Source organism: Streptomyces sp. NBC_01003 (genome assembly GCF_045162695.1).
Taxonomy (GTDB): Bacteria; Actinomycetota; Actinomycetes; order Streptomycetales; family Streptomycetaceae; genus Streptomyces.
This window is the reverse complement of record NZ_CP108707.1, coordinates 6967890-6991944: the sequence shown is the minus strand read 5'-3', so window position 1 is coordinate 6991944 and position 24055 is coordinate 6967890. Positions and strand designations below refer to the sequence as shown.

Here is a 24055-nt window from a genome sequence, read left to right as displayed (position 1 = left end):
CAGTTCCCCGCGCCCCTTCCAGGGGCGCGGGGAACTGCGCGACCAGCCCGCGACGGCCCGCGGCCGGCAGAGGGGAGCCGCCCGCCTTACGCCGGGCGCAGACCCTGGTCGCCCACCTCGGTCACGAACGACGCCGCCGTGCTGATCCCGGCCCCCGGGACGGTCACCGCCGGGACCGTCTTGAAGTCGGCTCGGGCCTCGTGTTCGCCGAGGGCGACCGTTACGTAGCCGCGGCGTCCGTTGTAGAACTTCAGGTGCGGGTTGGCCTGGGTGTACGTGCCCCAGTTCGCCGGCTTGTCCGCGCCGTCCTTGCCGCTGCTGACGGACGTGGCGACGATCTCCGTGCCGAGGGTCTTCGACGACGGGTCGTCGAAGTTGTCCTTGATGTCGAAGGCGTAGCCGACGTGCACGTCGCCGGTGAGCACCATCAGGTTGTCGACCCGGGCCGCCCTGGCCCCGGCGAGGATCCGCCGGCGCGAGGCGCGGTAGCCGTCCCACGCGTCCATGGACACCTTGGCGGCCGCGTTCAGGTCGAGCTTGCGCTGCGAGAAGGTGACCTGCTGCGGGACGACGTTCCACAGGGCGTTCGAGCGGCGCCAGCCGTCGATGAGCCACCGCTCCTGTGTGGCGCCGGTGATGGTGCGCGCCGGGTCGTCCGACTCGGGACCGGGGACGTGGGACCCATCGCCGTACGCCTGGTTGGAGCGGTACTGGCGGGTGTCGAGGATGTCGAACTGGGCCAGCTTGCCCCAGATCAGGCGCCGGTACATCTGGGCGTCGGGGCCCTGCGGGAGCTGCGGGCGGCGCAGGGGCTGGTTCTCCCAGTAGGCGCGGTACGCGGAGGCGCGACGGAGCAGGAACTCGGCGGGCGGGCCGTCCTGTTCGTCGATGTCGTCCGCGTAGTTGTTCTCGGTCTCGTGGTCGTCCCAGGTGACGACGAAGGGGTGCGCGGCGTGCGCGGCCCGCAGGTCCGGGTCGGACTTGTAGAGCGCGTACCGCAGCCGGTAGTCCTCCAGCGTCACGGTCTCGCGGTTGAAGTGGGCGGGCAGTACGTCGCCGCCCGTGTAGGCGCGGGCGCCGCCGGCGGAGTTCACGGCGTACTCGTAGAGGTAGTCGCCGAGGTGGAAGACGACGTCCACGGAGGCGTCGTCGGCGAGGTGCTTGTAGGCCGTGAAGTAGCCGTCGTGGTAGGCCTGGCAGGAGACCGCGGCGAGGGTGAGGGCCGAGGTGCGGGCGTGGGCGGAGGGCGCCGTGCGCGTCCGGCCGGTGCCGCTGACCCACTTGCCGGTGCGGAAGCGGTAGTAGTACACGCTGCCCGGCGCGAGGTGTTCGACCTCGACGTGGACGGAGTGGTTGAACTCGGGGTGCGCGGTGGCCGTACCGCGTCTGACGACGCGCCTGAAGCGCTCGTCGTGCGCGAGCTCCCACTCGACGGCAATGCGCTGGGCGGGCAGCCCGCTGTCCGCCTCGTACGGGGACGGGGCCAGGCGGGTCCACAGCAGGACGGAGCCGGGCAACGGGTCGCCGGACGCCACACCGAGCGTGAACGGGTCGGCGGTGATCTTCCGCGCGTCGAACTCGGCGGCGCTCGCGGTGCCCGCGGCCGGCAGGTTCGTGGCGAAGGCGAGCGCTGCGGCGGCGCCCGTGACGGTGAGAAAGCGGCGGCGGCCCAAGTGGCCTGCCGCGGCACGCAGTTCGGCCGAGTGCTGGCTCGGATGGCGTCCTTCGGCTGTCATGTGACCCTCCCCTGACGTTTGTTGTCAGAGGAAATTGGAGTGCCGAGGGACGACCGTGACCTGTCATGCGCACGGCCGCCACATGGCGGATGAGTGATCTCCGCATGACCCCTCCTACCGTACGCTCCGGGGCCATGAACGCTCAGAACAACGCCCCGGAACCGCACGAACCGACCGCCGTGGTGACCGGCTCGGGCTCCGGCATCGGCCGGGCCGTCGCCGTCGAACTGCTCCGCGCGGGCTGGCAGGTGGCGCTCGCGGGCCGCCGCACCGAGACCCTGGACGCGACGGCGGCCCTCGCCCCCGAGGCCGCGGCCAGGTCGCTCTCCGTACGGACCGACGTCTCGAGCCCCGACGACGTGGCCGCGCTCTTCGCCGCCGTACGCGACCGGTTCGGCCGCCTCGACCTGCTCTTCAACAACGCGGGCACGTTCGGGCCCGCGGTCCCGGTCGAGGACCTGGAGTACGACGCCTGGCGCCATGTCGTCGACACGAACCTCAACGGCGCGTTCCTGTGCGCGCAGGCGGCGTTCCGGCAGATGAAGGAGCAGGACCCGCAGGGCGGCCGGATCATCAACAACGGCTCCATCTCGGCGCACACGCCGCGGCCGCGCTCGACCGCGTACACGACGACGAAGCACGCGCTGACCGGGCTGACGAAGTCGCTGTCCCTGGACGGGCGTCCGTACCGGATCGCGTGCGGCCAGATCGACATCGGCAACGCGGCGACGGACATGACGGAGCGCATGCAGACCGGGACCCTCCAGGCGAACGGAACGCTGGCGCCGGAGCCGGTGATGGATGTCGCGGACGTGGCGCGCACGGTGCGGCACATGGCCGAGCTGCCCCTGGAGGCGAACGTGCAGTTCGCGACGGTCCTGGCGACCAACATGCCGTACATCGGGCGCGGTTGAGAGATTAATCTCCACAAGCGGAATGGGACCTACCGGCCTAATTCAGGGCAGCGCGGCCCGTATGCTCAACATCTCTCCATGGGAACTTCACATTCGGAGCACACTTTGCGCATACGTTCCACGGCCTCCGCCGCCCTGGCAGCCGGCGTCCTGTCGGTCTCCCTGCTCGCCGCGTCCCCGGCCTCCGCGGCCGCTCACCAGGGCGGTCTGCACCTGGGCTACATCCAGTACGACAGCCCCGGCAGCGACACCCGGTCGAACTCCTCGCTGAACGCGGAGTGGGTGAACATCCACAACAACACCCGCTCCGCGATCCAGCTCAAGGGCTACAAGCTGAAGGACAACACCGGCTACACGTACACCTTCGGCAGCTACAACATCGGCGCCGGCAAGACCGTCAAGGTCCGCACCGGCAAGGGCACCAACGCCTCCGGCGTGCGCTACTGGGGCCGGGGCTCGTACGTCTGGAACAACACCGGCGACAAGGCCCGCCTCATCAAGCCGAACGGCTCCCAGCTCGACTCCTGCTCGTGGGGCGACGGGCCCGGCGGGATCAGCTGCCACTGAGCCATTTCCGAGGGGGAAGGCGGGCAGCCGTTCCGCGGCCCGGAGGCAGGGGGGACCTGTCGACGGGACCGCAGGAGAACCCGGGCCGCGCCGCGGCTGCCCGCGCTACGCTCCCCTGTCATGAACACCAACGCCGACGTGCTGCGATACACCGCCTTCACCACGGACCCCGAGGGCGGCAACCCCGCCGGGGTCGTGCTCGACGCACGTGCGCTCGACGACGAGCAGATGCTCGCGATCGCGGCGCGGCTCGGTTACAGCGAGACGGCGTTCCTGACACCGGCGCCCGAAAGCACGCCGGCGCCCGGCGGCGCGCAGCGCTCGTACACAGTGCGCTACTTCAGCCCCAAGGCCGAAGTCTCGTTCTGCGGGCACGCCACCGTGGCGACGGGCGTGGCGCTCGGCGAGCTCCACGGGCCCGGCGACTACTTCTTCGCCACGCAGGCCGGCGAGGTGCCGGTGACGGTCATTCAGGGCGCCGACGGCACCCCGCGCGCGACGCTCACCAGCGTCGAGCCGCACATCACCGACGTGGCGCCGGACGACCTGGCCGAGGCGCTCGCCGCGCTGGGCTGGCCCGCCGCCGACCTCGACCCGGCGTTCCCGCCGCGCATCGCGTACGCGGGCAACCGCCACCTCGTCCTCGCGGCCGCGACACGCGCGCGGCTCGCGGACCTCTCCTACGACTTCGCGCGCCTCGAGGCCCTGATGCACCGCCTCGATCTCACCACGGTCCAACTGGTGTGGCGCGCCTCGGAGTTCGTCTTCCACGCCCGCGACCCGTTCCCGGTCGGCGGTGTCGTGGAGGACCCGGCGACGGGCGCAGCCGCGGCCGCGTTCGGCGCGTACGCGCGCGCACTCGGACTCGTCCCCTCCGAGGCGGTCCTCACCGTCCACCAGGGCGAGGACATGGGCCGCCCGGGCGAGCTGACGGTGACACTGCGCGAGGGCGACCCGCGAGTCCGGGTGAGCGGCGCGGCGGTACGGATCACCGGCTGACCGGGGAGTTACGCCTGGCCGGTCTCGAAGCGGGTCACCTTGCCGCCCGCCACGACGAACTGCCACTTCGTCCGCATCTCGCCCCAGGCGTCGTTGCGGTAGAGGGCCGTGAGGGCGAGGCCGCCCGAGGACTCCTTCTCGATCTCCATGTGCCCGTTGGAGTCGAAGATCTCGCGGCCGGTCCACTCGTCGATGTCCCGGTCGGACCCGTCGTCGGACATCGTCGCGCCGGGCGCGAGGGCGGCGCGGAATGCCTCCCGGTCGTGGGAGTTCACCGCGGTGACGAAGGCCCGGACGGCCGGGTCGCTGAGCTTCGTTGTCTGGATGGCCATGACGCCGTCTCCTGCCTCTCCTTCCGGCGCGACGGTGCCGGACCTTCCGGTCGTTCGTCGCCGGTTCGGGACCCCGGCCGCACGGGGCCCGGGCCCCCGGCCCAGACTCACACCGCGGCCCGGGACACGCCACCCGAACGGGCCCCCGCACCGGGTGCGGGGGCCCGGCCTGCCGGACCGTAGGAGCATGACCTGTCACAAGCACCGTAGGACCATGACCTGTCACAAGCCTTGTGTGGACCGCAAAGACCTGGGACTGCTCGTGCTGCGCGTGGGCACGGGCGGTGTGCTCGCCGCGCACGGAGCGCAGAAACTGCTCGGCTGGTTCGGCGGCGGTGGCCTGCGCGCCACAACCGCCGGGATGGAGGCCATGGGCTTCGCCCCGCCGAAGGCGAGCGCCCTGGCCGCCGGTGTCGGCGAGGCGGGCGGCGGCGTCCTGCTCGCCCTCGGCCTCGCCACGCCTGTCGGCGGGGCCGCCGCCGCGGGCACGATGGCCGGCGCGGTCGCGGTGCACGCGCCCAACGGCTTCTTCGCCCAGGGCGGCGGCTACGAGTACCCGGCCTTCCTCGGCTTCGTCGCGGCCGGACTCGCGGTGACCGGCGCGGGCCGCTACTCCCTCGACCATGCGCTCGGCCACGCCCTGGACCGGCACTGGATGGTCCCGGCCGCCCTCGTGGGCAGTGCCGCCGCGGCGCTCGCGGTCGTGGCGTCGCGCAGCAAGCGGGTGGGCGCGGCGGGTCCGCAGGAGGATTCCATGGACAGCACCGACGAGTAGCCCGTCCGTGGCAGGCTGCGGGTATGCCCGACACCACGCGGCCCAGCGCCCGGCACGACCCCGCCCCGCCCACGTACGACAGCGTGTGGGAGACCGTCGACGGGCTGCACGCCTGGCTCGACTCGCACAACCGCCGCACCGCGGACGAGGCCCTGCTCCTGCGGGTGCTGAAGCTGTCGGAGGAGGTCGGCGAGGTCGCCCAGGCGGTCATCGGCGCGACGGGGCAGAACCCGCGCAAGGGCGAGAGCCACTCCTGGCAGGACGTCGAGTCGGAGCTCTGCGACGTGGTGGTGACGGCCCTGGTCGCCCTGCGCACACTGACCCCGGACGCCCCGGAGGTGCTCGCGGCGCATCTGCGCCGGGTGGCGGAGAGGTCGCTCACCTCGTGATCGTCTGGCTGAACGGCACCTTCGGCGCCGGCAAGACCACCACGTCGAACGAGCTCGTGAAGCTCCTGCCGGACGCGCGGATCTTCGACTCGGAGAACGTCGGCTACCTGCTGCGGGACGTCATCGGCGACGTACCGTGCGACAACTTCCAGGAGTGGGAGCCCTGGCGGAGCCTGACCGTGGCGACCGCGCGGGACGTCCTCGGCTTCGTCGGCGGGACGCTGGTGATCCCGCAGACCGTGCTCGTCGAGGACTACTGGACACAGATCCGCGACGGGCTCGCCGAGACGGGGATCCCGGTCCGACACTTCGTCCTGCACACCGACGCGGACACCCTGACACGGCGCATCAACGGCGACACCGAGAGGATCCGCCCGTGGCGCCTGCGGCACATCGCGCCGTACCACGACGCGCTGCCCTGGCTGTCGCGCGCGGCGACGGTCGTCGACACGACGGAGCGGGCGCCGAGCGATGTGGCGGCGCAGATCGCCGAGCGGGTGGGCCGCGGCTGAAGCCCAGGGCCTGTCCGGCGGATCAGGTCGCGCACAGTGGCCTCGATCGATCGGCGCAGGCCCTAGGCTCGGCGTGGATCTCGGTCCGGACGGCCGGGATCGCGGAGCAGGCAGCCGGGGCACCGATCACCGGCGCGGAAACGGGGGCCCTGGCATGGGCAGGTTCGACGGCGGCACGGTCATCGCGGTGAGCAGCAACGAGACGTACTCCTTCACGAAGCCGAACCGGGATAGCATCACGCTGCTCGCCGGGCTCGGCGTGGACGGCGACGTGCACGCGGGCGTCACGGTCAAGCACCGCTCGCGCGTCGCGAAGGACCCGACGCAGCCGAACCTGCGGCAGGTCCACCTCATGCACGAGGAGCTGTTCGCCGAGGTCGCCGAGCAGGGCCACGACGTCGCTCCGGGCGACCTCGGGGAGAACGTCACGACAACCGGCATCGACCTGCTCGCGCTGCCCGCCGGCACGCTCCTGCAGCTGGGCGAGGGCGGCGCGGTCGTCGAGGTCACGGGCCTGCGCAACCCGTGCCTGCAGATCGACCACTTCCAGGACGGGCTGCTCAAGCAGGTCGTCGGGCGCGACGAGGACGGGGCGATCGTCCGCAAGGGCGGGATCATGAGCGTGGTGCGGACCGGCGGCATGGTGCGCCCCGGCGACGCGATCCGCGTGGTCCTGCCGGCCGAGCCGCACGTCGCGCTGGAAGCCGTCTGATGATGCCCGAGCCGGAGATCCCCCTCGTCGTCCCGTACGACGCGGCCTGGCCGGAGCGGGGCCGCGCGCTGTGTGCCGAGCTCGGCGCCGCGCTCGGCCCGGTGGCTCTGCGGGCGGAACACATCGGCAGCACGTCGATCCCGGGGATGGCGGCGAAGCCGGTCTACGACCTCCAGGTGAGCGTCGCCGACCTGGACGACGCGGAGGCCGCGTTCGCGGGCCCCCTCGCGGACCTCGGCTTCCGGCTCTCCCCCTATCGCCGGGACCACGTACCGGCGGGCCTGGACGACGTACCGTCCCGCTGGGCCAAGCGCTTCTGGTCCCGCCGCGGCACGGCCGCCGAGCCGGTCAACCTGCACGTACGCCTCGCGGGCTCCCCCAACGAACGCCTGGCCCTGCTCTTCCGCGACTGGTTCCGCACCCACCCGGAGGCGGTCCCGGCCTACGCCCACTTCAAGTACGCCCTCGCCTCCCGGGTCTCCGACACCGGCACCTACGCCGACGTGAAGGACCCGGTGGTCGACCTGGTGGTGGCGGTCGCGGAGACCTGGGCGGCCGGGACGGGGTGGACGGCGGAACCCGGCGCCTGATCCCAACTCCCCCTGGCTGCCGGGTGACTTCCCGATGAACGGATACGATCGCGGGCACCGCACCGGGATGTCCGAGGAATGGGGAGTCGGCCGTGGAGCAACCGCCGCGTCTGGGCGTCGCGATCGTGACGATGGGCAACAGGCCCAGGGAGGTCGACGCCCTCCTGGCCGCGGTGGCGAAGCAGGACGTGCCGCCGACGCGGGTCGTCCTCGTCGGCAACGGCTCGCCGCTGCCCGACTTCACCGGCTCCGGCCTGCCCTTCACCGTCACGACCGTCGAACTCGACGACAACCTCGGCTGCCCCGGCGGCCGCAACGTCGCCCTGGCGCGGCTGCGCGGCTTCGGCGACGTGGACGTGGCGGTCGAGCTCGACGACGACGGGCTCCTCGTCGACGCGGAGGTCTTCCGTACGGTCCGCGACCTGTACGCCGGCGACCCGCGGCTCGGCATCGTCGGCTTCCGCATCGCCGACGAGCACGGCGAGACGCAGCGCCGCCACGTGCCGCGGCTGCGCGCGAAGGACCCGATGCGGGGCGGTGAGGTGACGGCGTTCCTCGGCGGCGGCCACGCGTTCTCGATGCGGATGCTCGCCGAGACCGGCGACTGGCCCGCCGACTTCTTCTTCACGCACGAGGAGACCGACCTGGCCTGGCGGGCCCTGGACGCCGGCTGGAAGGTCGTCTACGAGCCGTCGCTCCTGCTCCAGCACCCCAAGACCTCGCCCGCCCGGCACGCCGTCTACCACCGCATGACGGCCCGCAACCGCGTCTGGCTGGCCCGCCGCCGGCTCCCGCTCCCCCTGATCCCGCTCTACCTCGGCACCTGGACCCTCCTCACGCTCGCCCGCACCCGGTCCGCCGGCGGTCTGCGCGCATGGGCGGGCGGCTTCGTGGAGGGCGTGCGCACGCCGTGCGGGGGCCGGCGGCCGATGCGCTGGCGCACCGCGTGGCGCATGACGCGTCTGGGGCGGCCGCCGGTGATCTGAGCCGGTTCGCAAGCGGCGGGGCGGGACGTGGTGCGTCGGGAACCCGACAGGCGCACCCTGGAATTAGCAGTCCCGGAGGTGATCACCATGTCGGCACAGACCGCTGTCGGATGGCATGTCGAGCTGGAATTCGAGGAAGACACACACCGCACGCGCGCCGCCGCGCTCGTCCGGCTCCCCGACGGGAGCGAGGTACGGGCCCATGGCTACGCGAGCCGCCACCCCTCTGACGTGAACCAGCCGCGGGTCGGCGAGGAGGTTGCGGGAGCGAGGGCACTCAACGAGCTGGCGATGAAGATGCTGACGAAGGCGCACGACGAGATCGACGAGGCGTCGGGCCGGACGTCGCACACATTGCGGTGAGGGTCCCGGTTTTCCGGTGGGCGCCTCCCCGTCACCGGGCGATTCGGCGCGGTGACGGCGAGGCGCGGTCCTGTCCGCCGCTCCGTCGATGGTCCGCTTACCGGCAAGCGGTGGTCCACTGACCAGCAACGGTGTGGACTCGATGGGCTCCTCCCCCTCCACAAGCGCGGATACTGGGCGGTAATGTCGCCACCCGCCGGACGGCACGAGACCGGCGGATGAGCGCGAAGGGGCCCTCATGGCGACGGACATGCCCGCGGAGATGCGAGGGGCCGACGACCGTTGGCAGCGCATGTGGAGCCACCGCGAGCACCTGCTCAAGGTGGCCCGGCGCAGGTCGATGAGCCCGGAGGACGCCGAGGACGCGGTGCACGAGGCGATGCTGCGCGCCGCGGAGCGCCCCGACCTGGACGACGAGCGCCTCGGAGCTTGGCTGACGACCGTGACCATGCGGTTGTGCGTCGACCGGTACCGCCAGGTCAACCGTGAGGCCGAGGTGCACCGCAGCCCCACGCTCACCGCGCCGGGTCCGGTGCCCGTCGAGGAGGCGGTGTGCGACCGGGCCGAGGCCAGATGGCTGGCCGTGCGCAGCGAGGAGCTGCCCGCGCGCCAGGCCGAGGCGCTCCGGCTGAAGTCCGAGGACCTCGACGTCGGCCAGGTCGCCGTACGCATGGGGCTGAGCTATCGCACCGTGGAGTCGCTGCTCGCCAGGGCCCGGCGCACGCTGCGGAACTCGCTGGCCGGAACGCTGGGCCTCGCCCTGTTCCTGTGGGGCCGTGGCAAGCTGCGCGCGGGCGGGCACGCGCAGGCCGTGGCGGTGACCTCGACGGCCGCGACCCTGGTGGTGGCGGGGTGTGTACTGCCGTACGTCCATGGCGGGGACGGGCGGGGCGCGGCTTCCCGGCCTTCCGTGTCCCGAACGGAGCGGGCGGTCAGGGAGGCCGTGCGGCCGGACGGCGTCGGCCGGGCGGTCACGCCGAAGCCCCGTGATCTGTCGGCCGCGTCGCCGTTCCACACAACGAGGCCGAGTCAGTCGCCCGGCGATCACAACCGGTCGCTGCTGCCGCTCTCCGTGCCGTCGTTGCCGGACGCCTCGCTGTCACCGGTACCGCCCGTCCCCGACGTCCCCGCCGTTCCCGGTGTGTCCGAACTGCCGCGTGTTTCCGGGCTCCCCGATACGCCGGCCGCGTCCACGGTCCCGACGACGCTTCCGGCCGTACCGAAGTCTCCCGTCGAGGTACCGACCCGAACCGCTCTGCCGTAGAACCCCGCACTGACGCAGCACCCTCGAAAAAAATCCGCCGCCACCGCGACGGACGCCGCGCCCCTCCCCGTAGAGCAGTTGTCGGAGCTGCTCCACGGAGCGAAGGGTGGACCGGATGGGTGTCGAGATCTGTGTGGAAGGGCTGACCAAGTCCTTCGGTCACCAGGTCGTCTGGCAGGACGTCTCGCTGACGCTGCCCGCCGGGGAGGTCTCGGTCATGCTCGGCCCCTCGGGCACGGGCAAGTCGGTGTTCCTCAAGACGCTCGTCGGACTGCTGAAGCCGGACCGGGGCTCCGTGAAGATCGCGGGCCGGGACATCACCAAGCTGCGCGAGCACGAGCTGTACGAGGTGCGGAAGCTCTTCGGCGTGCTGTTCCAGGACGGCGCGCTGTTCGGCTCGATGAGTCTGTACGACAACATCGCCTTCCCGCTGCGCGAGCACACCCGTAAGTCCGAGAGCCAGATCCGGCGCATCGTGCTGGAGAAGATGGACCTGGTCGGGCTGATCGGTTCGGAGGGGAAGCTGCCCGGTGAGATCTCCGGCGGGATGCGCAAACGGGCCGGTCTCGCGCGGGCACTGGTCCTCGATCCGGAGATCATCCTCTTCGACGAGCCGGACTCGGGCCTCGACCCGGTGCGCGTCGCGTATCTCAACCAACTCATCGTCGACCTCAACGCACAGATCGACGCGACCTTCCTGATCGTCACGCACGACATCGCCTCGGCCCGTCAAGTGCCGGACAACATCGGCCTGTTGTTCCGCCGCGAACTGGTCGTGTTCGGGCCGCGGGAGAAGCTCCTGACGAGTGACGAACCGGTCGTACGGCAGTTCCTGAACGGCCGGATGCAGGGCCCCATCGGGATGGCCGAGGAGAAGGACGCCGCGCAGGTCGAGCAGGAGCTGGCGCGGCTCGGTGACGTGGACCGCAAGGCCCGTCACGCCGGCAACGACATGACGCCGCGCCTGCTGCCGGGCCCCGGCATCGTCCGCCCGCCCCGCTGGGAGGCGATCGCGCGGCGCGAGGCCGAGCTGCACCGCAAGGAGGCGGCGGACGCATGAGCCTGTCACCGACCGGGGCGCTCAGGCACTCAGGAAACCTCTTCGCGATGGCCCTGGACGTGGTCCGGGCCGTGCCCCGACGGCCGTTCCAGGCGCGGGAGTTCATCCAGCAGGCCTGGTTCGTCGCGAGCGTCACGATCCTGCCGACGGCCCTCGTGTCCATCCCGTTCGGCGCGGTCATCGCGCTGCAGATCGGCAGCCTGACCCGGCAGCTCGGCGCCCAGTCCTTCTCCGGGGCCGCCTCGGTCCTCGCGGTGCTGCGGGAGGCCTCGCCGATCGTCACCGCGCTGCTGATCGCGGGCGCCGGCGGCACGGCGATCTGCGCGGATCTCGGGGCGCGGAAGATCCGCGAGGAGATCGACGCGATGCAGGTCCTCGGCATCGACCCCATCCACCGCCTTGTCGTCCCGCGGGTCCTGGCCTCGATGGTGGTGGCGGTGCTGCTCAACGGCCTGGTGTCGGTGGTCGGCGTCGCGGGCGGCTACTTCTTCAACGTCGTCCTGCAGAACGGCACTCCGGGCGCCTATCTCGCCTCCTTCACCACGCTCGCCCAGCTCTCCGACCTGTGGGCGGCGGAGATCAAGGCGCTCGTGTTCGGCGCGATCGCCGCGATCGTCGCCTCGTACAAGGGACTTACGGCGAAGGGCGGACCGAAGGGCGTGGGCGACGCGGTGAACCAGTCGGTAGTGATCACCTTCATGTTGCTGTTCGTGACCAACTTCGTGATGACCGCCGTGTACTTCCAAATCGTTCCGCAGAGGGGCTGAGGCATGGCGCTACTGAAAGCCCTGGAGGAACTTGGCGGCCAACTCTCCTTCTACGGGCGCTCGTTGGCGTGGACGGGCCGCACGGTTCGCCGCTACAAGAAGGAGATCCTGCGGCTGCTCGCCGAGGTGAGCTTCGGCCGCGGTGCCCTCGCCGTCGTGGGCGGCACGGTCGGTGTCATCGCCTTCCTGTCGTTCTTCACCGGCACGGAGGTGGGCCTGCAGGGGTACGCCGCCCTGAACCAGCTCGGCACCTCCAACTTCGTGGCGTTCCTCTCGGCGTACTTCAACACCCGGGAGATCGCTCCCCTGGTGGCCGGGCTCGCGCTCTCCGCGACGGTCGGCGCCGGGTTCACCGCTCAACTCGGCGCGATGCGGATCAGCGAGGAGACCGACGCCCTCGAAGTCATGGGCGTCCCCTCGCTGCCGTTCCTGGTGACCACCCGGATGATCGCCGGTTTCGTCGCGGTGATCCCGCTGTACGTGGTCGGGCTGCTGTCCTCGTACTTCGCCGCCCGCACCATCACCACCGGCTACTACGGGCAGTCGGCGGGCACGTACGACCACTATTTCCAGCAGTACCTGCCGCCGGTCGACGTGCTGTGGTCCTTCGGGAAGGTGCTCGTCTTCGCCGTCCTGATCATCCTCGTGCACTGCTTCTACGGCTATTACGCGAGCGGCGGCCCGGCGGGCGTCGGCGTCGCCGTGGGCCGCGCGGTACGCACCTCGATCGTCGCGATCAACGTCCTGGACTTCTTCCTGTCGCTCGCGATCTGGGGCGCCAACACGACCGTACGGATTGCGGGGTGAGTCGTATGAGAGTGCTGAGACTGCGGTTGTACGGCGTCGTGTTCCTCGCTGTGCTCGCGCTGCTGCTGTCCTTGTCCGTCGCCGTATACCAGCAGGTGTTCACGTCGGTCGTGCGGATCACGCTGGAGGCCGACAACCTCGGCAACCAGCTAGATCCGCGCGCCGACGTCAAGCTGCGCGGGCTGCTGGTCGGCGAGGTGCGCGCGGTGCGCGCCGACGGGTCGAAGGCGACGCTCGACATCGCGCTCATGCCGGAGTACGTCGCGTCCATCCCCTCCGACGTGCACGCGCGTCTGCTGCCCAAGACGCTGTTCGGCGAGAAGTACGTCGACCTGGTCCCGCCCGCGCGCTCTGCGCACTCGTCGGCCCGGCCCATCCGCGCCGGGGACGTCATCACGCAGGACCGCACCCGCGTCGGCATCGAGCTCCAGCAGCTGATGAACGACCTGCTGCCGCTGCTGCGGACCGTGCGGCCCGGCCGGCTCAACGCCACGCTGTCCGCGTTCGCCACCGCCCTCGAAGGGCGCGGCGACCGGATCGGCGACAACCTCACGCGCGTGGAGGACTATCTGCACCGCCTCAATCCTCATCTGCCGTCCCTCACCGAGGACTTCGCACGCCTTGCCGACGTCGCCGAGGTGTACGGCGACGCGGCGCCCGACCTGATGGAGATCCTGCGCAACACCGTGACCACCAGCCGCACCATCGTCGAGCAGCGGGACCGGCTCGCGGCCGCACTCTCCACGACGGCCACCGCCGCGGGCACCGCGGACGACTTCCTCCACGCGAACGGCGACCGGCTGATCACCCTGGGCCGGGTCTCCCGCCCCACACTCGGCCTCTTCGCCCGCTACGCGCCCGAGTACCCCTGCCTCCTCGCGGGCCTGGTCCGCGAGGAGAAAGCCTCCGAACAGGCCTTCCAGGGCGGAAAGATGCACATCACCCTCGAAGTCGTGCGCCAGCAGGGGGCGTACCAACCCGGTGAGTATCCCCGCTACGGCGACCGGTCGGGGCCCAACTGCCGTGACCTGCCGCATCCGACGGTGCCCGCGCCCGGGGTCCACCTCAACGACGGTTCCGCGAAGGGGAGTTCGTCCGGTCCGGCCGGCGTCTCCGCCACCCGGGCCGAGCAGCGCGCCGTCGGTTCGCTCGTCGCGCCCGTCATGGGTGTGCCCGCCGACCGGGTGCCGCCGGTCGCGACCCTGTTGTTCGGGCCGATGGCGCGCGGGACGGCGGTGAGCGTCGTATGAGGACGTCAGGAGCCCGGCAGGCCGCTGCCCCGCTGATCAAGTTCAGCCTCTTCGCGGTAGTGACGATCCTGGCGACCGCGCTGCTCGCCGCCACCATCGTCAACATCTCCTTCACCCCCGAGCACACGTATCGCGCGGTGTTCAGCGACGTCACCGGACTGGAGAAGGGCGACGACATCCGGGTGGCCGGCGTGCGGGTCGGCGAGGTCGAGGGCATCCGGATCAAGGACCGGACCCTTGCGGAGGTCACCTTCACCGTCGGCGCGGACCGTCCGCTGCTGCACAGCACCGGCGCGGTCGTCCGCTACCGGAACCTCGTCGGCCAGCGTTACGTCGCCCTGACCGAGGGCGCGGGCGACGGTACCGGGCTGAAGCCAGGGGCCACGATCCCGCTGTCGCGCACCCAGCCCGCCCTGGACCTCAACGCGCTGCTGAACGGCTTCAAGCCCCTGTTCGCCGCGCTCAGTCCCGACGACGTCAACCAGCTCGCCACCGAGATCATCCGGACACTCCAGGGCGAGGGCGGCACCGTCAACAGCCTGCTCGTGCACACCGCTTCGCTCACCACGACCCTGGCCGGCCGCGACAAGCTGATCGGCTCGGTGATCGACAACCTCAACACCGTCCTCGAGACGCTGGACAAGCGCGGCGCCCGGTTCTCCGGGCTCCTCAAGCAGCTGCGGCGGCTGGTCTCCGGTCTGTCGGCCGACCGCAAACCCATCGGGCAGTCGCTGGTGAACATCGGCGGCCTGACCGACGCCACCTCAGGGCTGCTCAAGGACGCCCGTCCGCCCCTGAAGGACGACATCGCCCAGCTGACCGATCTCACCGGAACGCTGAACAAGAACGAGAACACCGTGGAGGGCGTCCTGAAGCGGCTGCCGAACAAGCTCAACGCACTGACGGGGACGGCCTCCTACGGCTCGTGGTTCAACTTCTACCTCTGCGACTTCGACGGCCGGATCGTGCTGCCGAAGACGAAGCAGGTGCTCACCCCTGAGCTGCACGTGGCGAGGGCGAGGTGCGGCGCATGACGAGGCACTTCCTTCCGCGCAGGGCCCGCAGGCCACGCCCTGAGCCGCTGATCAAGGTCCGCATCGACCCGCCCAGGCTCCCGAAGATACGGCTCCTGCCACGCCGGGCACCCCGCCCCCGCCGCCCGGAACCCCTGGTCAAGGTCCGCATCGAACCGCCCAAGCTCCCCAAAATACGGCTCCTGCCACGCCGGGCACCCCGCCCCCGCCGCCCGGAACCCCTGGTCAAGGTCCGCATCGAACCGCCCAGGCTGCCCCGCATACGGATCCGTCGTCCGCACCTCATCCCGTTCCGCGAGCGGAACCCCGTGGTGATCGGAGCCGTCGGCCTCACCGTCCTCGCACTGCTGGCCTTGGCCGCGTTCAACGCCGACAGCCTGCCGCTGATCGGCGACGGCGAGACGTACAGCGCGGCCTTCTCGGAGGCGGGCGGCCTCAAGCCCGGCGACGAGGTGCGCATCGCCGGCGTCAAGGTCGGCAAGGTCGAGGACGTCGACCTGGACGGTGGCCACGTCAAGGTCACCTTCAAGATCAAGGGCGATCCCGGGTTCGGGACCGGGACCGGCGCCGCCATCCGCGTCAAGACCATCCTCGGCGCGAAGTATCTCGCGCTGACCCCCAAGGGACCTGGGCAGCTGCCGCCCGGCAGCGAGATACCGCTGAAGCGGACGGTTTCGGCCTACGACGTCGTGCAGGCGTTCAGCGATCTCACGACCACGACGGAGAAGGTCGACACCGACCGGCTTGCCACGGCCCTCGACACCCTCTCCACCACCTTCCAGGACTCGCCCGCCGAGGTACGGGCGTCCATCAAGGGCCTGTCGAGGATCTCCCGGACGGTCGCCTCACGCGACCAGGCGCTGGGCGAACTCCTCGACCACGCGAACGGCGTCACGGGCGTGCTGGCCGAGCGCTCCGAGGACTTCTCCGCGCTGGTCAAGGACGGCGACAAGCTGTTCCAGGAGATCAGCAAGCGGCGCAAGGCGATCCACAAGCTGCTGAAGAGCTCCGTCGCGCTCGGCATCGAGCTCTCCGGCCTCGTCGACGACAACGACAAGGAGATCGGGCCCGCGCTCAAGGGCCTGAACCGTGTGGTGCGGATGCTCGAACGCAATCAGGCGAGCCTCGACCGGAGCGTCAAGCTGCTCGCGCCCTATGTGCGGGTCTTCAGCAACACCCTCGGCAACGGCCGCTGGTTCGACAGCTACGTCCAGAACCTGGTCGCCGCCCCGGTGGCGCCGCGGACGGGAGGCACGCAGTGAAGAACCTGAAGGGACGCGTGGCCATGGTCACCGCACTCGCCCTCGTCGCCTCCCTCACCTACGTGCTGTGGCCGCGCTCCCGGCCCGTACACATCACCGCGTACTTCCCGCGCACCGTCGGCATCTACCCCGGCTCGGACGTCCGCGTCCTCGGCGTCCGGATCGGCGAGGTCCAGAAGATCACACCGGAGGGCGACCAGGTGCGGGTGGAGCTGTCGTACGAGGAAGGCCGCAGGGTCCCGGCGGACGCGCAGGCCGCGATCATCAACTCGTCGGTGGTCAGCGACCGTTACGTGCAACTGCTGCCGGTGTACCGCAAGGGCGCGGTGCTGCGGGACGGTGACGTCATCCCCGAGACGCGTACGGCGGTGCCGGTCGAACTGGACCGCATCTTCGACAGTCTGCACACGACGGCCGACGCGCTCGGCCCCAAGGGCGCCAACAAGGACGGCTCCCTGTCGCGACTGCTCGGCGTGAGCGCGGACAACCTCGACGGCCAGGGCGCGAACCTCCACCGGACGGTCGAGGACCTCTCGCAGGCCGTCACCACCCTGTCCGACGGCCGCTCGGACCTGTTCGGCACGGTGCGGAACCTTCAGGTGTTCACGGCGGCGCTCGCCGCCGACGACAAGAGCGTGCGGTCGTTCAACACGAGCCTCTCCGAGGTCGCCGGGCAGCTCGCGGGCGAGCGCAAGGACCTCGCGGACGCGCTGCGGAACCTGGGGACCGCGCTCGGCGACGTGTCGGACTTCGTGAAGAAGAACAAGAAGTCGCTGACCTCGGACGTGAAGGGCCTGAGCAAGGTGACCAAGGTGCTCGTCACCCAACGGGCTGCTCTGGAGGAGCTGTTGGACGTCGCTCCCACGGGCCTGTCGAACCTGAACAACGCCTACAACCCGTCCTCCGGCACCCTCGACACTCGCAACAACGCGCAACAGGCCCAGGATCCGGCCTCGCTGCTGTGCTCCGTGCTGAGGACGACCGGCGACGAGGGCGGCAAGAACCCCGACTGCAAGGAGCTGAAGAAGCTCTTCGACTCCCTGCCCAAGGTGCCCAAGGGCCCCGCGGTGACGGGAACGGTCGACCGGACGCTCGGCGGAATCCTGGGGGCGAGCGCATGAGCATACGACGCACGGCCGGGGCGATCGCGTGGGCCGCGGTCGGCTCGCTGCTGCTGTCCGGCTGCCAGTTCAACGGCTGGTACGACGTCCAGCTGCCCGGCGGAGCCGCCGCCGACGGCCACGCGTACCACGTCACCGTCGAGTTCCGTGACGTCCTCGACCTGGTGCCGCAGTCGGCGGTGAAGGTCAACAACGTCACCGTGGGCGCCGTCGAGAAGGTGGAGCTGCACGGCTGGCACGCGCGCGTACGGCTGCGGATCGCCGACGACGTGAAGCTGCCGGGCAACGCGCTCGCCGGGCTGCGGCAGACCAGCATCCTCGGCGAGAAGTACGTCTCGCTCTCCGCCCCGCCCGGCAAGGCGGCGGTGGGCCGGCTCCGCGACGGCGACCGCATCCCGCTGTCCCGCAGCGGCCGCAACCCGGAGATCGAGGAGGTGCTGTCCGCGCTGTCCGCTCTGCTCAACGGAGGCGGAGTGGCCCAGCTCAAGACGATCACCGTGGAGTTGAACAAGGCCTTGGACGGCCGGGAGAACCGGCTCCGGTCACTACTCAAGGAGCTGAACACGTTCATCGGCGGTCTCGACGACCAGCGGAAGGACATCGTCCGCGCGCTCAAGGCCGTAGACCGGCTGTCGGGCCGGCTCGGGAAGGAGAAGAAGACGATCGCCCGGGCCGTGGACACGATGCCGCCCGCACTGACGGTCCTGGCCGACCAGCGGCGCGATCTGACGAAGATGCTCACCGCCCTGTCGAAGCTCGGGAAGACGGGCTCCAAGGTGGTCACGGCCTCACACGACGACACGGTCGCGAACCTCAAGCAGCTGCGGCCGGTCCTGCAGCAACTGAACAAAGCGGGCGACAACCTGCCCAACTCCCTTGAACTGCTGACGACTTACCCGTTCCCGCGCAACGTGGTGGACGCCGTCAAGGGCGACTACGTCAACCTCGACATCACCGCGGATCTCGACCTGAGAGACATCTACGGCAACGTGACGGACGGGTCCGGCAAGCCCGGCAAGGGGCACGGCGGTTCCCGGGATCCCAAGACCCCCGAACTGCCCGATCTGCCGGATGTCCCGGATCTCCCGGACCTGCCGAGTGCTCCGGCCCCCACGCCGCTGCCGAGCTCACCGAGCCTGCCGTCGGCCCCTCCGGGCGGCGGCGGTCCGCTGTGCCCGCCGGTGTGCACCAGTAGCTACCTGACCCGAGGAGAGCTACCCGAGGGGATAGATCTCGCGCTCGCCGAGCTGATGCTGAAGGGGGTTCAGCCATGATCACACGCACGGTCAAGGCCCAGTTGCTCGCCTTCGCCACCGTCACCGCCGTCGGGGTGTCGTACGTCGGCGCCGCGTACACCGGCCTGGCGGACGGCATCCTGGGCCGCGGCTACACCGTACGGGCGGACTTCGCCGACTCCGGGGGCGTCTTCCCCGGCGCCGAGGTCACCTACCGCGGGGTGCCGGTGGGCCGCGTCGGCGCGCTGCGCCTCACCGGCTCGGGCGGGGTGTCGGTGTCCCTGGACATCAAGGACGGCACGCGGCGTATCCCCGCGAACACCCTCGCCGTGGTCGCGAACCGTTCGGCCGTGGGCGAGCAGTACGTCGATCTGCAGCCGCGCACGTCCCACGGTCCGTATCTGCTCGACGGCAGCTCCATCCCGCGCGCCCGCACTCGCGTGCCGTTGCCCACCACGGACCTCGTCCTCAGCCTGGACCGGCTGGTGAACTCGGTCGGCAAGGACGATCTGCGGGTCACCGTCGACGAGTTGGACAAGGCGTTCTCCGGCACCGGTCCGAACCTGAGCCGCCTGGTGGACTCGGGCAACGCGCTCGTCGAGTCGGCGTCCGGCTCGCTCCCCCAGACGATCTCGCTCATCGAGGACTCGCGGAAGGTCCTCAAGACGCAGGCCGACCAGGGCTCGTCCATCAAGTCGTTCGCGCACGACCTGGCCGCGCTCACCGCACAGTTGAAGTCGAGCGACGGGGACCTGCGCAAGCTGATCGGCAACGCGACGCCGGCCGCGCAGCAGCTGAACTCACTGCTGAAGTCCACCGGGCCACGCCTTTCGGTCCTGCTGGCCAATCTCATCAGCGGTGGCCAGGTCACGCTGGCGCGCCTGCCCGGCGTGGAGCAGTCCCTGGTCACCTTCCCCGCGCTGGTCGCGGGCAGTTACACGGTCGTCCCGGGCGACGGCACCACCCACTTCGGCCTGGTGGTGAACGCCGACGACCCGCCGCCGTGCACCCAGGGGTACGGGACGGCGCGGCGCGACCCCTCGGACACCAGGACGCGCGAGGCGAACACCGACGCGCGCTGCACGTCCCCGCGCGGCGGCAAGACGTCGGTGCGGGGCGCGCAGAACGCCCCCGGCGCGCCGGCCGGTTCCGGCAGTGCGGACCAGTCGGCGTACGTCACGCCGTACATCACGCCTTATGACCCGGAGACCGGCACGGCGACCGGCCCGGACGGAAAGCCCGTCGAGATCGGCTCGACGGGCGGCCAACAGACCGTGTTCGGAAAGGAGTCGTGGCAATGGTTGCTCGTCGGGCCGATGGCATGAGCAGGCCCCGGGCGATCGGGGCCCGGTTGGCGAGGGCGCGGTCGGGCAGGGCGTGGACGGTGGGGCTCGCCATGACGACCGTCCTCACCACCGCGCTGACGATCTGGCTGAGCCTCGGGCTCTACGACCAGCACGACAGGGCACAGCGCCGCCAGGATCTCCTGGCCGCGGCCCGCCAGTCGGCGCTGAACTTCACCTCGCTCGACTACCGGCACTACGACCGGGACAGCGCGAACGTCCTCGAGGGCGCCACCGGCGACTTCAAGAAGCAGTTCGCCGCGCAGACCGAGCAGCTGACCAAGCTGGTCGCCGAGAACAAGTCCGTGTCCGAGGGCCAGGTTCTCGAAGCGGGCATCGTCCGCTCCGACGCGCACTCGGCGCGCGTCCTGGTGGTCGCCGACAGCAAAGTGACCAACACCGCCGCACCCAGGGGCGAGGCGCGCACCTACCGGCTACAGCTCGACCTGGTGTACCGGGACGGCCGCTGGCTGACCTCGGACGTCGAGTTCGTCGGCTGACCGCCCCCCTCTCCACCCGTACCACCCGTACCACCCTTGAGGAGCAATACCGTGGCGAAGACGACCAACCGAAGCCGCGGCTCCGGTGCCGCTTCCGGCACCCGGCGCACCATGACAGCGGCCGCCCGCGCGGCGGCCAAGCGCGCGGAGCGCGGCCACCACGAGCCGGGCCGGGCGGCCACTGACGAGTTGGCCCGGGGGCGCAGCGCGGCACCGGACGCGGGACGCACCCTGCTCATCGAGTCCCCGGAGGAAGGCGGCTGGGACGACCCGCCCGAGCCCTCGCCGGAGTCCTTCCGGGACGACTCACCGCAGGAGGAGGGCGAGCCCGGCTCCGGTGGGCCGACGCGGCGCGGTCGGCGGCGCCTGCTCACCGTGGCCTTGTGCGTCCTGCTCGTGGCAGGGCTGGTGGCTGTCGCCTTGCTCGGGTGGCGGTACTGGGAGGGAGCGCGGGCCGAACAGGCACGGGGGCAGGCGCTCACCGCAGCGCGACAGGCGGCACCCGTCGTGCTGTCGTACGACTACCGGCATCTGGACCGCGACTTCAGTGCCGCGCGCGCCCGGCTCACCGGCCACTTCCGCGATGAATACGGCAAGACCACGACGACGGTGGTCGGCCCGACGGCCAGGAAGTACCACGGGGTGGTGAAGGCGACGGTGACGCGGCCCGAAGGCGGGTCTCCGGCGGCCTCCGTGGTCTCGGCCTCGCCGGACCACGCCGTGGTCCTCCTCTTCGTCAACCAGGTGACGACGAGCACCCAGGTCACGGGCTCCCGCGTGGACATGAACCGGGTGCGCATGACGCTGGCGCGTACGGCCGACGGCTGGAAGGTGAGCGCGGTCGACGCGCTCTGACTTCGGCTTCCACCCACACGGGAAAAGGCCCCGACCAGGCCATAAGACCTGTTCAGAGCCCAGAAGGCAGACGAGTCGGGCTGTACGCCGGGTTCTGTCGCCCGGTCGCCTCGCGGCGGCCGGGGAGACGGCCATCCATCTAGGGCCCGCATTGCTACGGGCCTCGTGCGGTCTACCCGCGGACTCGGGCGGGCAGCCCTCGAACGTCCGCGCAGAGCCGCCTCTTCTTGCGAGGAAGCGGCTCCTTTTGACCTTGCTCCAGGTGGGGTTTACCTAGCCGCCTGAGTCACCTCAGGCGCTGGTGGTCTCTTACACCACCGTTTCACCCTTACCGAGGGCCTTGCGGTCCCCGGCGGTCTGTTTTCTGTGGCACTGTCCCGCGGGTCACCCCGGGTGGCCGTTAGCCACCACCTTGCCCTGTGGAGCCCGGACGTTCCTCGGGAAAACCCTGGTGAAAGGGTCCTCACGCGGCCGTCCGCCCGGCTCGTCTGCCGTGCCGACCATGCTACCCGCCGCGGGAGGCCCCACCGGTCAGACGAACGCCGAGGTCTCCAGCTCGAAGTCGAACGGGGCGGGGAGAGTCAGTGACTTGCCGAAGGGCAGCGTGCACAGCTCCCGGTAGTCGTTGCCCTCCGGGTCTCGGAAGAGCGTCACCGAGGAGGCTTCGCGGTCGACGAGGAGGTAGAGGGGAATGGCGCCACGGGCGTAGCAGCGGCGCTTGGCCTCTCGGTCCGCCTGCGCCTTGGTGGAGGTGACCTCGACCACCAGGGCTACGCCTTCGCAGGGCATCCAGGGCTCGGCGCCTCTGAAGAGCCTTCGCTCGGTGGGCGCGAAGGTGCCGTCCGGGATCACATGGCTCTTGGGGCAAGCGCCCCCGCTGTTCAGCTTGAGCCCCTTGTTCCCGGAGAAGTCCATGTCGGCCTGGGACCGCCTGATCACCTGCTTCACGATCAGGCTGATGTAGTCCTCGTGGTCCCCGTCCGGCGGCGGCGTCACGACGATTTCCCCCTCGATCAGTTCCGCCCGGAAACCCTCCGGGGTGTCCAGGGCAAGGAAGCCTTCGAGCAGGACGTCTGCTTGCGTGAGCGACTCGTGCGGCTCGTGCGCCATGGCCGTCATGTCACGCCCCTCCCTCGGTCGCTCGCCAGACTCGGCCATCGGGGGATCCACCGTCCGTGAGATCGGAAGTTCTTCCCTCGATCGTGGCACATGAGCGCGGGGCGAGGGGTCTTACGCGGGAGCGAACTGGACCTTTGCCGCTCCCGGGTCCGCCTGCGTCAGCCGCACCCGCAGCCGCTCCCCGAGCGGCAGCGGAGCCGTGCCGCCCTCGATGCGGGCGACGACCGCGGGGTCGGTCAACTGAACGGTGCCGACGGCCGGTTCCTGGTCCTTCACGTCGACGACGCACGCCTCGAAGATGTCGCCGATCCGGTCCTTGAGGAGCGCCGCCTCGATGATGTCTACGCAGCCGCGCTCGACGGCGTTGGCCCGGCGCGTGCCCTCCGCCATCTCCTTCGGCAGGCCGGGCAGCGCGGCGAGCACCCACTCCGGGGGCGGCGTGCCCGCGCAGGCGGCCAGGCACAGTTCCGAGGCGTAGCGGTCGGCGAGGCGGCGCAGCGGGGCCGTGCAGTGGGCGTAGGGCGCGGCGACGGCTGCGTGGACGGTGAGGTCGGGGAGCGTGCCGCCGCTGAACACGGTGTACCCGGCACCGCGCAGGAGCGTCGTGCACTCCTGGAGGAAGGCCGCGTGGTGCGGCTTCTTCGGGTCGAGCGAACGGACGAGCTGGGCGTACGGGACGTGGTGCGGCCAGTCGATGTGCAGGGCGTGGGCCGTGCGGCGCAGCCGGCCGACGGCGCCGTCGGGGGCGGCGGGCAGGGTGCGCAGGATGCCGGTGCCCGCGGCGAGCATGAGGTCGGCGGCGGCCATGCCGGTGAGCAGGGAGATCTGGGCGTTCCAGCCGTCGGCGGGCAGGGGGGCGCGGTAGCCGAGCTCGTAGCGGCCGTCGCGTTCGGTGATCTCCTGTTCCGGGACGTTGAGGGAGATGCCGCCGCGCTCGGTCTCGAGCTGTTCGCGCAGGCGCCCGATGTCGCGCAGGAGCGCTACGGGTTCCTCGGCGGTGCCGTCGTCGACGGCCTTCTGCACGCCCTCGTAGTCGAGCTTGGCGCGGCTGCGGACGGTGGCGCGGGCCACGTCGGTGGCGACGGTGCGCCCCTCGGCGTCGAGGTCGAGCGTCCACAGGACGGCGGGGCAGGTCTGGCCGGGGAGCAGGCTGGCGGCGCCCTCGCTGAGCACGGTGGGGTGCAGGGGGACGTTTTCGTCGGGGAAGTAGAGCGTGGTGACGCGGCGGTGGGCCTCGGTGTCGAGGGGGCCGCCGGGCGTGACGTACGCGGCGACGTCGGCGATGGCGTAGCGGACCCGGTAGCCGCCGTCACGGCGCGAGAGGTGCATCGCCTGGTCGAGGTCGACGGAGGTCGGCGGGTCGATCGTGAAGAAGGGGATGTCGGTGGCGTCCTTGCCGCCCGGTTCCGGCGGGTGCGGGGCCGCCGCGGCCCGCTCCGCCTCCGCGAGGGCGTCGGCCGGGAAGGCCCCGGGGACGTCCAGGGTCGTACGCAGTGCACACAGCGCGGCACGCAGCGGAGCCTCGGCTGCGCCGGTCACACGGAGATGACGGCGGGGCATGCA

26 protein-coding genes and 1 other RNA gene are annotated in these 24055 nt (G+C 71.0%); 22 read left to right on the top strand and 5 right to left on the bottom strand.

The annotated features are described in order from the left end of the window. Window positions 1-86: 86 nt before the first annotated feature. A complete protein-coding gene (locus tag OG698_RS31865; RefSeq protein WP_406107112.1) occupies window positions 87-1736 on the bottom strand; it encodes an alkaline phosphatase D family protein in 1650 nt (549 codons plus the stop codon). Between the two features lie 134 nt (window positions 1737-1870). Between OG698_RS31865 and OG698_RS31860 the strand changes: the two genes are divergently transcribed. The 3 genes from OG698_RS31860 (at window position 1871) to OG698_RS31850 (ending at window position 4216) form a co-directional block, all read left to right on the top strand. Continuing rightward, window positions 1871-2650 (top strand): SDR family oxidoreductase, encoded by a 780-nt coding sequence (locus OG698_RS31860; protein ID WP_406107111.1) that lies wholly within the window; start codon window positions 1871-1873, stop codon window positions 2648-2650. Between the two features lie 105 nt (window positions 2651-2755). Next, entirely contained in the window at window positions 2756-3217 is a 462-nt protein-coding gene (locus OG698_RS31855; RefSeq protein WP_406111409.1) for a lamin tail domain-containing protein, read from the top strand. A 120-nt stretch (window positions 3218-3337) separates the two neighbouring features. Next, window positions 3338-4216 (top strand): PhzF family phenazine biosynthesis protein, encoded by an 879-nt coding sequence (locus tag OG698_RS31850; RefSeq protein ID WP_406107109.1) that lies wholly within the window; start codon window positions 3338-3340, stop codon window positions 4214-4216. A gap of 8 nt (window positions 4217-4224) precedes the next feature. Here the strand turns inward: OG698_RS31850 and OG698_RS31845 are convergent, their stop codons facing one another. Further along, the gene (locus OG698_RS31845) at window positions 4225-4548 is read right to left on the bottom strand and encodes a nuclear transport factor 2 family protein (RefSeq protein ID WP_399980334.1); all 324 of its coding nucleotides are present in this window, start codon (window positions 4546-4548) and stop codon (window positions 4225-4227) included. Window positions 4549-4762: 214 nt separating this feature from the next. Between OG698_RS31845 and OG698_RS31840 the strand changes: the two genes are divergently transcribed. The 19 genes from OG698_RS31840 (at window position 4763) to OG698_RS31750 (ending at window position 21373) form a co-directional block, all read left to right on the top strand. Next, the gene (locus OG698_RS31840) at window positions 4763-5323 is read left to right on the top strand and encodes a DoxX family protein (RefSeq protein WP_406107107.1); all 561 of its coding nucleotides are present in this window, start codon (window positions 4763-4765) and stop codon (window positions 5321-5323) included. Between the two features lie 23 nt (window positions 5324-5346). Then, complete coding sequence (locus OG698_RS31835) at window positions 5347-5712, top strand: MazG-like family protein (RefSeq protein WP_100592035.1); 366 nt, start codon at window positions 5347-5349, stop codon at window positions 5710-5712. Continuing rightward, on the top strand, window positions 5709-6224 hold the full coding sequence (locus tag OG698_RS31830; protein ID WP_399980339.1) for an AAA family ATPase: 516 nt from the start codon (window positions 5709-5711) through the stop codon (window positions 6222-6224). The genes OG698_RS31835 and OG698_RS31830 overlap by 4 nt, the downstream gene beginning before the upstream one ends. A gap of 154 nt (window positions 6225-6378) precedes the next feature. Next, window positions 6379-6936 carry an MOSC domain-containing protein gene (locus OG698_RS31825; RefSeq protein WP_406107105.1) on the top strand — a complete coding sequence of 186 codons (558 nt, stop codon included), beginning with the start codon at window positions 6379-6381 and terminating at the stop codon, window positions 6934-6936. Further along, complete coding sequence (locus OG698_RS31820) at window positions 6936-7526, top strand: GrpB family protein (protein ID WP_406107103.1); 591 nt, start codon at window positions 6936-6938, stop codon at window positions 7524-7526. The genes OG698_RS31825 and OG698_RS31820 overlap by 1 nt, the downstream gene beginning before the upstream one ends. Before the next feature lie 131 nt (window positions 7527-7657). After that, window positions 7658-8512 (top strand): glycosyltransferase family 2 protein, encoded by an 855-nt coding sequence (locus OG698_RS31815; protein ID WP_406111408.1) that lies wholly within the window; start codon window positions 7658-7660, stop codon window positions 8510-8512. Window positions 8513-8599: 87 nt separating this feature from the next. Beyond that, complete coding sequence (locus OG698_RS31810; protein ID WP_326776035.1) at window positions 8600-8875, top strand: DUF1876 domain-containing protein; 276 nt, start codon at window positions 8600-8602, stop codon at window positions 8873-8875. Window positions 8876-9113: 238 nt separating this feature from the next. Then, the gene (locus tag OG698_RS31805) at window positions 9114-10139 is read left to right on the top strand and encodes an RNA polymerase sigma factor (RefSeq protein WP_406107102.1); all 1026 of its coding nucleotides are present in this window, start codon (window positions 9114-9116) and stop codon (window positions 10137-10139) included. Window positions 10140-10254: 115 nt separating this feature from the next. Next, the gene (locus tag OG698_RS31800) at window positions 10255-11199 is read left to right on the top strand and encodes an ABC transporter ATP-binding protein (RefSeq protein ID WP_406107101.1); all 945 of its coding nucleotides are present in this window, start codon (window positions 10255-10257) and stop codon (window positions 11197-11199) included. Continuing rightward, window positions 11196-11966, top strand: coding sequence for an MlaE family ABC transporter permease (locus OG698_RS31795; protein ID WP_406107099.1), 771 nt, complete (start codon window positions 11196-11198; stop codon window positions 11964-11966). Before OG698_RS31800 ends, OG698_RS31795 begins: the two co-directional genes overlap by 4 nt. 3 nt (window positions 11967-11969) lie before the next feature. Beyond that, complete coding sequence (locus OG698_RS31790; protein WP_406107097.1) at window positions 11970-12773, top strand: MlaE family ABC transporter permease; 804 nt, start codon at window positions 11970-11972, stop codon at window positions 12771-12773. Window positions 12774-12778: 5 nt separating this feature from the next. After that, window positions 12779-14023, top strand: a complete 1245-nt coding sequence (locus OG698_RS31785; protein WP_406107096.1) for an MCE family protein — start codon at window positions 12779-12781, stop codon at window positions 14021-14023. Continuing rightward, window positions 14020-15057, top strand: a complete 1038-nt coding sequence (locus OG698_RS31780; protein ID WP_326776029.1) for an MlaD family protein — start codon at window positions 14020-14022, stop codon at window positions 15055-15057. Before OG698_RS31785 ends, OG698_RS31780 begins: the two co-directional genes overlap by 4 nt. Before the next feature lie 236 nt (window positions 15058-15293). Further along, window positions 15294-16319, top strand: a complete 1026-nt coding sequence (locus OG698_RS31775) for an MCE family protein (protein ID WP_406111406.1) — start codon at window positions 15294-15296, stop codon at window positions 16317-16319. 23 nt (window positions 16320-16342) lie between these two features. Continuing rightward, on the top strand, window positions 16343-17440 hold the full coding sequence (locus OG698_RS31770) for an MCE family protein (RefSeq protein ID WP_406111404.1): 1098 nt from the start codon (window positions 16343-16345) through the stop codon (window positions 17438-17440). Further along, window positions 17437-18714: an MCE family protein gene (locus OG698_RS31765; RefSeq protein WP_406107094.1), complete on the top strand. Its 1278-nt coding sequence runs from the start codon at window positions 17437-17439 to the stop codon at window positions 18712-18714. Before OG698_RS31770 ends, OG698_RS31765 begins: the two co-directional genes overlap by 4 nt. After that, entirely contained in the window at window positions 18711-20000 is a 1290-nt protein-coding gene (locus OG698_RS31760) for an MCE family protein (protein WP_406107093.1), read from the top strand. The genes OG698_RS31765 and OG698_RS31760 overlap by 4 nt, the downstream gene beginning before the upstream one ends. Before the next feature lie 71 nt (window positions 20001-20071). After that, window positions 20072-20518 carry a hypothetical protein gene (locus OG698_RS31755; RefSeq protein WP_406107091.1) on the top strand — a complete coding sequence of 149 codons (447 nt, stop codon included), beginning with the start codon at window positions 20072-20074 and terminating at the stop codon, window positions 20516-20518. Window positions 20519-20569: 51 nt separating this feature from the next. After that, window positions 20570-21373, top strand: coding sequence for a hypothetical protein (locus tag OG698_RS31750; RefSeq protein WP_406107089.1), 804 nt, complete (start codon window positions 20570-20572; stop codon window positions 21371-21373). 67 nt (window positions 21374-21440) lie between these two features. Here OG698_RS31750 and rnpB read toward each other — a convergent pair. The 3 genes from rnpB to OG698_RS31735 all read right to left on the bottom strand — a co-directional run bounded on the left by rnpB (window position 21441) and on the right by OG698_RS31735 (window position 24052). Continuing rightward, window positions 21441-21860: RNase P RNA component class A (gene rnpB, locus OG698_RS31745), an RNA gene on the bottom strand. Between the two features lie 44 nt (window positions 21861-21904). Further along, on the bottom strand, window positions 21905-22483 hold the full coding sequence (locus OG698_RS31740) for a Uma2 family endonuclease (protein ID WP_406111402.1): 579 nt from the start codon (window positions 22481-22483) through the stop codon (window positions 21905-21907). 120 nt (window positions 22484-22603) lie between these two features. Further along, window positions 22604-24052, bottom strand: a complete 1449-nt coding sequence (locus tag OG698_RS31735; protein WP_406107087.1) for an RNB domain-containing ribonuclease — start codon at window positions 24050-24052, stop codon at window positions 22604-22606. Between the last annotated feature and the right edge of the window lie 3 nt (window positions 24053-24055).

Bases quoted from the DNA above. Each gene is read 5' to 3' on its own strand.
- OG698_RS31865 (WP_406107112.1), bottom strand. From the start codon at position 1,736: ATGACAGCCGAAGGACGCCATCCGAGCCAGCACTCGGCCGAACTGCGT.
- OG698_RS31860 (WP_406107111.1), top strand. From the start codon at position 1,871: ATGAACGCTCAGAACAACGCCCCGGAACCGCACGAACCGACCGCCGTG.
- OG698_RS31850 (WP_406107109.1), top strand. From the start codon at position 3,338: ATGAACACCAACGCCGACGTGCTGCGATACACCGCCTTCACCACGGAC.
- OG698_RS31845 (WP_399980334.1), bottom strand. From the start codon at position 4,548: ATGGCCATCCAGACAACGAAGCTCAGCGACCCGGCCGTCCGGGCCTTC.
- OG698_RS31840 (WP_406107107.1), top strand. From the start codon at position 4,763: ATGACCTGTCACAAGCCTTGTGTGGACCGCAAAGACCTGGGACTGCTC.
- OG698_RS31835 (WP_100592035.1), top strand. From the start codon at position 5,347: ATGCCCGACACCACGCGGCCCAGCGCCCGGCACGACCCCGCCCCGCCC.
- OG698_RS31825 (WP_406107105.1), top strand. From the start codon at position 6,379: ATGGGCAGGTTCGACGGCGGCACGGTCATCGCGGTGAGCAGCAACGAG.
- OG698_RS31820 (WP_406107103.1), top strand. From the start codon at position 6,936: ATGATGCCCGAGCCGGAGATCCCCCTCGTCGTCCCGTACGACGCGGCC.
- OG698_RS31815 (WP_406111408.1), top strand. From the start codon at position 7,658: ATGGGCAACAGGCCCAGGGAGGTCGACGCCCTCCTGGCCGCGGTGGCG.
- OG698_RS31810 (WP_326776035.1), top strand. From the start codon at position 8,600: ATGTCGGCACAGACCGCTGTCGGATGGCATGTCGAGCTGGAATTCGAG.
- OG698_RS31805 (WP_406107102.1), top strand. From the start codon at position 9,114: ATGGCGACGGACATGCCCGCGGAGATGCGAGGGGCCGACGACCGTTGG.
- OG698_RS31800 (WP_406107101.1), top strand. From the start codon at position 10,255: ATGGGTGTCGAGATCTGTGTGGAAGGGCTGACCAAGTCCTTCGGTCAC.
- OG698_RS31795 (WP_406107099.1), top strand. From the start codon at position 11,196: ATGAGCCTGTCACCGACCGGGGCGCTCAGGCACTCAGGAAACCTCTTC.
- OG698_RS31790 (WP_406107097.1), top strand. From the start codon at position 11,970: ATGGCGCTACTGAAAGCCCTGGAGGAACTTGGCGGCCAACTCTCCTTC.
- OG698_RS31785 (WP_406107096.1), top strand. From the start codon at position 12,779: ATGAGAGTGCTGAGACTGCGGTTGTACGGCGTCGTGTTCCTCGCTGTG.
- OG698_RS31780 (WP_326776029.1), top strand. From the start codon at position 14,020: ATGAGGACGTCAGGAGCCCGGCAGGCCGCTGCCCCGCTGATCAAGTTC.
- OG698_RS31770 (WP_406111404.1), top strand. From the start codon at position 16,343: ATGGTCACCGCACTCGCCCTCGTCGCCTCCCTCACCTACGTGCTGTGG.
- OG698_RS31765 (WP_406107094.1), top strand. From the start codon at position 17,437: ATGAGCATACGACGCACGGCCGGGGCGATCGCGTGGGCCGCGGTCGGC.
- OG698_RS31760 (WP_406107093.1), top strand. From the start codon at position 18,711: ATGATCACACGCACGGTCAAGGCCCAGTTGCTCGCCTTCGCCACCGTC.
- OG698_RS31755 (WP_406107091.1), top strand. From the start codon at position 20,072: ATGACGACCGTCCTCACCACCGCGCTGACGATCTGGCTGAGCCTCGGG.
- OG698_RS31740 (WP_406111402.1), bottom strand. From the start codon at position 22,483: ATGGCGCACGAGCCGCACGAGTCGCTCACGCAAGCAGACGTCCTGCTC.
- OG698_RS31735 (WP_406107087.1), bottom strand. From the start codon at position 24,052: ATGCCCCGCCGTCATCTCCGTGTGACCGGCGCAGCCGAGGCTCCGCTG.